General features: G+C 68.3%; 1 protein-coding gene. It reads left to right on the forward strand.

Annotated elements, in window-relative coordinates; all coding sequences use genetic code 11:
• Positions 1-167: 167 nt before the first annotated feature.
• Positions 168-360: methyl-accepting chemotaxis protein (locus MKK52_RS27190; protein ID WP_409564599.1), on the forward strand; the 193-nt coding region annotated here is incomplete at its 3' end.

Consider the following 360-nt stretch of genomic DNA (forward strand, 5'->3'; position numbering starts at 1 on the left):
GCCCACGTGCACCACATAACAGTACAAAGGTGCACCCATACGGCATCTCTGTCCACACCACCGCCCCCGCCACGGCCAGGACCTCCCGCCCGGCCCTGTCCACGGTTTCGGCCTCGTCCAAGGCCATGGAGGCATTACGCAGGCCGGCCGGGGCGTTGGCAGGTAACATGTTCGCCGTGTCGGCGACGGCCCTGGCGATCGGCGAGTTCACCGAGAGAGTCAACGCCATCTCGGAGCGAACGCATCGCCTGTCGCTGAACTCGGCCATCGAGGCGGCAGCGGCGGGCGAGAGCGGGCGCAGCTTCGCGGTGGTGGCCTCGGAGATGAAGCTGCTCGCCGACCAAGCGAAGGCGGCCACGG

It is taken from the genome of Methylobacterium sp. J-067, assembly GCF_022829465.1.
Taxonomy (GTDB): domain Bacteria; phylum Pseudomonadota; class Alphaproteobacteria; order Rhizobiales; family Beijerinckiaceae; genus Methylobacterium; species Methylobacterium litchii.